Here is a 7,755-nt window from a genome sequence, read left to right as displayed (position 1 = left end):
AACAGCGGCTCAAGCACCTCGCGGTGCGTGTGATTCGGACTCGACACGATCACCGCGTCGACCAGGCCGCTTCGGGCCAACTCGGCGGACGATTGGAACGACGCTACCCCCTCAGCGCGGTCGCGCAGGGCGTGTCGCGCCCAGCCCAGGGATTGCCCGACCGGATCGGCCAACGCCGTCACCCGGGCGCCCGGCGTGATGGCGAGGTTGTTGATGTGCTCAACACCCATCATGCCCGTGCCAACCAGGCCGTAGCGGACCTCGCCCGTCAAGTTTGTCTCCTCCACGTCAGTATGACAGCGCTGACTTATCGGTGACAGTCGCCTAGACTTGACCGCCGGGCAAGGCCAATTGTCTCTGACAAGCGCCTTAGGCGGCGGATTCCTGGGGGGAAGAACACCGATGGTCCGGCTTCAAACGGCGGCATTGGCATGAACGCCGCACACGCTCCGAACTACAATCGCTGGCTCCTGTTCACGCTGCTGGCGTTCGCCGGCATCCTCAATCTCGTCGATCGTCAGATCATTGCGGTGCTGAAGCCCGAGATGTCAGCCGAACTCGGCTGGTCCGACGAAGACTATGGAGCTCTTGGAGCATCGTTCCAGGGCGCGATGGCTATCGGCCTTCTCTTCGCCGGCCCTATTGTCGACAAGGTCGGCGTCAAATGGGCCAATCCGCTAGGCGTCTTCGCCTGGAGCATCGCCGCTCTGGCGCACGGTCTGGCCCACACGATCCCACAGTTCATCCTTTGCCGCATTGGCCTCGGCGCGACCGAAGCGATGGGCACGCCCTCGATGATCAAGACTGTCGCCACCATCATGCCGGCCAACATACGCTCAACAGGCTTCGGCTTGATCCAGGCCCTGAACAGCCTGGGCGCGATCGGAGCGCCTGTCTTGATCCCGCTCTTGGCTCAACCATTTGGTTGGCGTGGAACGTTCGTAGTTGCGGGTCTTGCGGGCGTAGTTTGGACGGTCGTTTGGCTCAGCGTCACTCGTAAGACCAAGTTTGAAGACTCACATCAGGAAGCGCCCGCCGCGGTCGAGACCGGTCCACGCCCCTCGATGCTGAAGGACCGCTCGACCTGGGGCATAGCCGGCGCAAAGGTCCTCAGCGACGCCACCTGGTGGCTGCTGCTGTTCTGGATGCCCGACTTCATGAACCGCCAGTATGGGCTGACCGGCGTTGAACTCGGAGGCCCTCTGGCGCTGGCCTATACGGGCGCGGCCGTGGGTTCGCTGGTCAGCGGCACGATGGCCACCCGCCTGCTTTCCACCGGCATGCCGGTCAACCATGTCCGCAAGGGCATCATGCTGGTCTGCGGCCTGATGGTCCTGGTGCTGCCTTTGGCGCTCCTTGCACCGAACCCGTGGATCGCCGCGGGAATCCTGGCGGTGGTTCTGGCGGCCCACCAGGGCTTTTCCACCAATCTGTTCGCGCTGATCACCGACGTGACGCCGACGGTGAAGGTCGGCCGCGTAACCAGCTTCGCAGCGTTTTGCGGCAATATCGGCGGTATGGGCATCGTCTGGACCGCCGGCAAGGTCCTTACGTTGGGCCTGGGCTATGCGCCGCTGTTCGTTTTCGCGGGCTCGTCCTATCTGCTGGCGCTGCTGTGGATCCAGCTCTGGATTCCCCGCATCAAGCCCTTGGACGGCCCCTCGGCCGAGCCGGTTTTCCGCCACTGAGGGCGTACGCCCCCTCGGCATCCCACTCATCCCGTGTCATCCCCCGGCTCGTCCGGGGGATCCATTGGACACAAAGGTGAGCTTGAAGCGCTGGAGGCCCCGCTCAATGGGTGGCCCGGACAAGCCGGTTCATCACGAGTACCATGCCGGGCGAGCAACCGCCCGAAATCTGAGGTCAGACCAATGGCCCGTGTTCCAGTTTCGGCAGCACGTGGCGGGCGAACAGGTCCGCCTCCGCGGCGTGCGGATAGCCTGACAGGATGAAGGCCTCGATGCCCATGTCGCGGTAGTCGTTGAGCTTGGCCAGAACCTGATCCGGATCGCCGACGATGGCCGCACCGCAACCCGATCGCGCGCGCCCGATGCCGGTCCACAGGTTCGGCTCGGCGTAGCCGTCCTCGGCCGCAGTCTCGCGCAACGCCGCCTGCGCCTGGACACCGGCCGAGGTGGAATCCAGCGACTTGGCGCGGATCGCGGCGCCGGTGTCCGCATCGAGCTTGGAAAGCAGCCGGTCCGCCGCCGCACGGGCTTCACCCTCAGTATCGCGCACCACCACATGGGCGCGATATCCGAACCGCAGCGTGCGCCCATACTTGGCCGCACGTTCGGTCATGTCGGCGATGATCGCGGCCACGGTCTCCTTGCGGTCGGGCCACATCAGGAAGACATCGCAGCCCTTGGCCGCCGCCTCGCGCGCGTCCTCGGATAGCCCGCCGAAGTAGAGCAGCGGCGCCTTGCCGGACAGCGTGGTCACACGCGGCGGATCCAGCTTCAGCTTCCAGAACTCGCCGTCATGATCCAGCGGCTGGCCGTTCAGCATGGTCTTGAGAATGCTCATCGCCTCGACCGTGCGCGCATAGCGGGGCGCCGAGGCCAGTTTCTCGCCCGGCATTTCAGAGGAGATGATGTTCACCATCAGCCGGCCGCCCAGCATCCGGTCGATGGTGGCGATCTGACGGACCAACTGCGGCGGCCACATCTCGCCGATCCGAACCGCCATCAGAAGGCGCATGCGCTTGAGCATTGGCGCGATTCCGGCGGCAAAGGCTGTGGTGTCGATGCCCAGCTCGTAACCGGACGGCAGCAGGATGTTGTCGAACCCGCCGGCCTCGGCCTGCTGGACGATGTCGCGGCAGTGTTCCCAGGAAGACCGCAGCCGTTCGTCCGGCACGCCCAGGAACTCGTAGTCGTCGTCGCAGAGGGCCGAGAACCAGCTGACTTCGCAGGGCTTCCGGGTCATGGCAGGGGCGCTCCGAGGGCCGCGACCAGCACGCCGTACCATTCGGCGCGGGTCCAACGGGGTAAGTAGGCTTGCGGAATTTCAGCGATCCGCGCCGGCGTCTGAGTTCCAACGATCGGGATCGGCCGGGCCGGATGGGCCAGGATCCAGCTGTAGGCCGCCGCCGCACGGCTGACCCCGGCCTCGGCCGCTTTCGCGTCGAGCGCGTCGGCCACCGCGCGGGCCCGTTCGTCCTTCGGCTCGGCGATCCGACCCTGGGCCAGCGGAGACCAGGCGAGCACAGTCATGTTCAGCGCCAGCGCCTGGTCCATCACGCCATCGGACAGCGCGCTCACAACCAGCGGCGAGAACTCCGGCTGGTGCGAGACAATGGGGATTTCGCAATGGGCGGCCAGCGCCTCGACCTGGGCGGCGGTGAAGTTCGAAACCCCCGCCGCGCCGATCTTGCCCGCCTTGTGGGCGGCGGTCAGCGCCGCGCCGACCTCGGAGGGGTGGGTCAGGACATCGGGCCGGTGGATCTGCCAGAGCGCCACCTGCTCCACGCCCATGCGGCTCAGCGAGGCGTCGATGGCTGAGGCGATGTAACCGGCGCTGGAATCGTAGGGCACGCCCATGGAGATGCCGCCCTTGGTGGCGATCACCATCTTCGACTTCAGGCCGGGATTGGCCCGGAACACCCGGCCCAGCAGCACCTCGGCCGCGCCGAACGGCTCCCCGTTGTCCGGCCCATAGATGTCCGCCGTGTCGAACAACGTGACGCCAGCGTCCAGCGCCGCCTGCACGCGCGCCTCGGCGGCCGCTACGTCATCCCCGCGGAACCGCCACATGCCCCAGGCGATCGAGGAGACCGCGGGACCGCCGCTGTAAAGGGGTCGTTGGGCGGGTGGCGCCGGTAGGTATGTCATCGATCTTTGGTCCCCTGCCCCGCGCACGCGTCTTGTTCGCGGCCGGCCCTATGATAGCGTTGTCATAGCGTAGGGGAGCGCGCCCTGCCTTGGCAAGGCGCGCGGCGCGGGGGGGCGGTGCGAATGAGCGAGGCGGCAGGTCCGGCGAACGCCTCGGTGCGGGACCATATCCCTGGGCTCGCCCTTACGGTGCTGGCCACACTGGCAGCGGCCTATGTGTCCGACCACTACGGCGCGCCATTGACGCTGATGTGCCTGCTCTTCGGACTGGCGATGAACTTCCTGGGCGACGACCCGCGCCTCGAAGCCGGCCTCGCCTTCGCGTCCCGCACCCTACTGCGCCTCGGCATCGTGCTGGCCGCCACCCGCGTGACGCTGGGCGAGATCGCCGCTCTCGGTCCTGCAACCCTCGCCGCAGTGGCCGGCGTGCTGTTCGCCACGCTCGGTGTCGGCGTCCTGGCCGCGCGCGCCCTTAAGCTAGGGGGCGCGTTCGGTGCGCTCTGCGGCGGTGCGGTCGCCATATGCGGCGCCTCGGCGGCCATGGCCTTCGCCACACTGCTTGGCGAAAAGCGGATCAGCCGCGCCCAGGTGACGCTCGTGCTCGTCGGCATCTCAGCGATGAGCGCACTCGCCATGGCGCTCTACCCTGTTCTGGCCGAGACGCTGGGTTTCAACGACCGTCAGGCCGGCTTCCTGATGGGCGCGGCGATCCATGATGTCGCCCAGGCGCTAGGCGCTGGGTACTCGGTGTCCGACCCGGCCGGTGAGACCGCCACCATCGTCAAGCTGGCCCGCGTCGCTCTGCTTGCGCCGGCGTTGCTGGCCGTGGCCCTGTTCATCCCGCGTGATCCGGGCGCCAGGCTGGCCAGCTTCGTTCTCCCATGGTTCGTGCTGGGCTTCTTCGTCCTGTCTGCGGTGAACTCCGCGGGCTGGATCCCCAGGGTCGCCGCGGACGCTTCAACCCAGGCCTCGACCGCGCTCCTCGCCTGCGCCGTCACCGCCACCGGCGTCCGCTCGCAACTGCAGTCGCTCACCAAGGCGGGCCTGAAGCCCCTGGCCCCCATCGCCATGGCCACGGTCGCAGCTCTGGTGCTGGCCGCATCGGCCGCATGGTTGCTGCTGGGCTGAAGTCTCAGCCCGTCCTGCACACCGCCGTAGAGCCGCGCAGGACCAGCTCGTGAGGCAGCCGCCGGTGGGTGATGACGTCCTCGCCGCCGAACAACAGGCTCGCCGCCGCATAGGCCAGCTCACGCGTCGGCTGGCGGACGGTGGAGAGCGGCGGCCAGAGCTGGCTCGCCAGCGCCGTGTCGTCAAACCCCGCCACCGAGAGCGAATCCGGCACCGCGATCCCACGCCGATGCGCCACGGTCAGCACGCCAGCCGCCATGTCGTCGTTGCTGGCGAAAATCGCTGTCGGGGGAATCGGCAGGTCCAGCAGCACGTCCGCGGCCGCCTCGCCCGACGCGAAATCGAAGGCGCCCGGCCGCACATACTTCGGCTCGAACGCCAGCCCCGCCCGGTCCAGCGCGCGGCGATACCCATAGAGACGCAGGTCGCTCGCCGTATGGTTCTGATGGCCGATGATGAAGCCGATCCGCCTGTGTCCCAACGCGATCAGGTGGCTGGTCATGTCGTCGGCCGCCTGCACGTCGTCCATCGAAACCGATGATGACCGCTCATGCTCTGTGCCTGGCGAGATCCGAACATAAGGAACACGGCGACTCTCAAGCGCCTCAAGCGCCGCCGCGGCGTCGGTGACCGGCGAGGAGAGGATCACGCCGTCCACCTGGGTCTGGTCGATCAGCCCGCCCACCTCTTCGCCCAGGCTGGGCAGCGCCACGTCGCAAGGCTGCGCCAGCAGCCGGACGCCTTCTTCGACGCAACGGGCCCAGACACCGGTCTGGATCTGGTGGATGTAGTGCGGACTATGATTGTCATAGATCAGCGCGATCTGGTGGCTGCGCTTCCCGGCCAGGGCGCGGGCCGCCTGCGAAGGATGGAACGACAGTTCCGCCATGGCCCGCTCCACACGCAGGCGCGTCTCCTCCGAGACGTACTTCTCCTTGTTGAGGACGCGCGAGACGGTCTTCATCGAGACGCCGGCCGCCGTAGAGACGTCCTTGATCGTCGACCGCATCGCCGCGCGCGCCCTCCTCTAACGGGTTAAATCTAAAGCAGGTCCCCGCCGCAGGCGCCGGCGGTGGTGCCGGTGGCCTGGAACGCCTTGATCACGTTGCGGCCCACGGTCCAGCGGTGCACCTCATCCGGCCCGTCCACCAGCCGCTGGCTGCGGATGTGGGTGTACCACGCCGCCAGCGGGGTATCGCGGCTATAGCCGAGCGCACCGTGAAGCTGGATCGCGGTGTCGACCACGTGATGCACCATGTGGGCGAGGTAGACCTTGGCGATGGAGTTCTCCTGCCGCATGTCCATACCCTTCTCGGCCTTGTAGGCGATGTGCAGCAGCATCAGGCGGGCGATGTAGAGCTGGCTCGCGCACTCGGCCATCATGAACTGCACGGCCTGGCGCTTGTGCAGCGGCCCGCCGAAGGTCTCACGGTTGGTGATGTGGGCCGCGGCCAGATCCAGCGCCCGCTGCGCCATGGCCACGTTGTGCATCCCATGGCGAAGGCGGCCATAGGCCAGCCGGTGCTGGCCCATGTCGAAGCCGCGCCCTTCGCCGCCGACAATGTTCTCAGCCGGCACCACCAGGTCCTTGATCTCGATCTCGGAGTGGCCGCCGCCCATGATGTGGCTCAGCGGCCCTTCGGCGGCCATGGTCGGGATGTCGCGCTTGATCTTGTAGCCGGGGTTCGGCAGCTCGACGATGAAGGTCGAGAACTGTTGGTGGCGCGGGCCTTCGGTGTCGGTGCGGGCCATCACCAGCGCCAGGTCGGCGGCCGAGGCGGCCGAGGAGAACCACTTCTCGCCGTTCAGGATGTAGTTCTCGTTGCCGTCCTTCACCGCGGTCGTGCGCATGCCGGTGGCGTCGGCCCCGGCCGCCTTTTCGGTCATGGAATAGCAGACGCGCTTTTCGCCGTTGAGCAGCGGCTTGAGGAACTTCTCCTTCTGATACTCGGTGCCGTGCGCGATCAGCGTCAGGATCGTCGCGTCGTCCGGCCCCTGCGAGTTCATGGAAAGCGCGCCGACATAGCTCTCGCCCAGCTCCATCTGCACCAGGGCGTTGGCTAGCGGGCCTAGGCCCATGCCGCCGTACTCCTTGGGCACGAACGGCATCCAGAGGCCCTGGGCCCGGGCCTTGGTCCGCAGCTCGTCGATCACCTTCTTGTAGCTCGCCTTATCCTTGATCCGCTCCTGGGCGGGGATGCACTCGTCATGCACCCATTGGCGCACCTTCTCGCGAATGGCCTTGGCTTCCGGCGGAATCTCGAAGTCGATGGACATGGCGGCGTCTCCCAAACAATTGTTTGAACCACCCTGAAGGCGATGGAGCCTAAGCTCAACGGGAATCCGCGAGGCGCGCGGCCTGGGGGCGTCTTTCGAATTGCGCTGATGGGCTCTGTGGACTCCGGCGCTATCTCTGAGAACTAGGGAGGCGTGGCCGCCGCCGAGGGCCGCGATCTGAGCCAGAGGTGCAGGATGCCGCCCGCCGCCACGGCGATCAGACTCAAGCCGATCTCGGCGGGCTTGCCGGACGCGATCAGCGCAATGGCGGCCCCAATCGCCACAAGCGCAATCAGCGCCATGCCCGCCCTGGGCGCACGCCCGGCGCGCATCAGGGCCAGAAGCGAGACCGCGGCCAGACCGTAACAATAGAGCGACATCAGGGCGACCACATTGGAGACGGTCGCATACTGCCGCGCCAGGTCCGGATCGACCGTCGCGAGCGCCAGCGCACTGGCGCAGCCCCCCGCCGCCAGCAGGCCGAACACCGAGCGCACCTCACCCGGCCGGCTGCGGA

7 protein-coding genes and 1 pseudogene are annotated in these 7,755 nt (G+C 67.2%); 2 read left to right on the top strand and 6 right to left on the bottom strand.

Annotation, left to right across the window (positions count from 1 at the left end; translation table 11 throughout):
- Positions 1 to 272: Gfo/Idh/MocA family oxidoreductase (locus tag ACIQ3R_RS12475; RefSeq protein WP_397418959.1), on the bottom strand; the 272-nt coding region annotated here is incomplete at its 3' end.
- Positions 273 to 431: 159 nt separating this feature from the next.
- On the opposite strand from ACIQ3R_RS12475, the gene ACIQ3R_RS12470 reads away from it, so the two are divergent.
- A complete protein-coding gene (locus ACIQ3R_RS12470) occupies positions 432 to 1,688 on the top strand; it encodes an MFS transporter (RefSeq protein ID WP_397418957.1) in 1,257 nt (418 codons plus the stop codon).
- A 175-nt stretch (positions 1,689 to 1,863) separates the two neighbouring features.
- Here ACIQ3R_RS12470 and ACIQ3R_RS12465 read toward each other — a convergent pair whose 3' ends face one another.
- On the bottom strand, positions 1,864 to 2,928 hold the full coding sequence (locus ACIQ3R_RS12465) for an LLM class flavin-dependent oxidoreductase (protein WP_397418955.1): 1,065 nt from the start codon (positions 2,926 to 2,928) through the stop codon (positions 1,864 to 1,866).
- Entirely contained in the window at positions 2,925 to 3,833 is a 909-nt protein-coding gene (locus tag ACIQ3R_RS12460) for an aldo/keto reductase family oxidoreductase (protein WP_397418953.1), read from the bottom strand. The genes ACIQ3R_RS12465 and ACIQ3R_RS12460 overlap by 4 nt, the downstream gene beginning before the upstream one ends.
- Before the next feature lie 123 nt (positions 3,834 to 3,956).
- Here ACIQ3R_RS12460 and ACIQ3R_RS12455 point away from each other — a divergent pair, with 123 nt between their 5' ends.
- Positions 3,957 to 4,961, top strand: coding sequence for a YeiH family protein (locus tag ACIQ3R_RS12455; RefSeq protein WP_397418951.1), 1,005 nt, complete (start codon positions 3,957 to 3,959; stop codon positions 4,959 to 4,961).
- A 4-nt stretch (positions 4,962 to 4,965) separates the two neighbouring features.
- Here ACIQ3R_RS12455 and ACIQ3R_RS12450 read toward each other — a convergent pair whose 3' ends face one another.
- From ACIQ3R_RS12450 to ACIQ3R_RS12440, 3 genes and pseudogenes are all read right to left on the bottom strand, one after another.
- Positions 4,966 to 5,970, bottom strand: a complete 1,005-nt coding sequence (locus tag ACIQ3R_RS12450; RefSeq protein WP_397418949.1) for a LacI family DNA-binding transcriptional regulator — start codon at positions 5,968 to 5,970, stop codon at positions 4,966 to 4,968.
- Positions 5,971 to 6,002: 32 nt separating this feature from the next.
- Entirely contained in the window at positions 6,003 to 7,238 is a 1,236-nt protein-coding gene (locus tag ACIQ3R_RS12445; RefSeq protein ID WP_397418947.1) for an acyl-CoA dehydrogenase family protein, read from the bottom strand.
- Between the two features lie 143 nt (positions 7,239 to 7,381).
- Positions 7,382 to 7,755, bottom strand: a pseudogene (locus ACIQ3R_RS12440) (hypothetical protein); the annotation flags it as partial.

Origin of the sequence: Phenylobacterium sp. (genome assembly GCF_044371015.1) — a bacterium.
Classification (GTDB): domain Bacteria; phylum Pseudomonadota; class Alphaproteobacteria; order Caulobacterales; family Caulobacteraceae; genus Phenylobacterium.
This window is presented reverse-complemented; position numbering and strand designations above follow the sequence as displayed.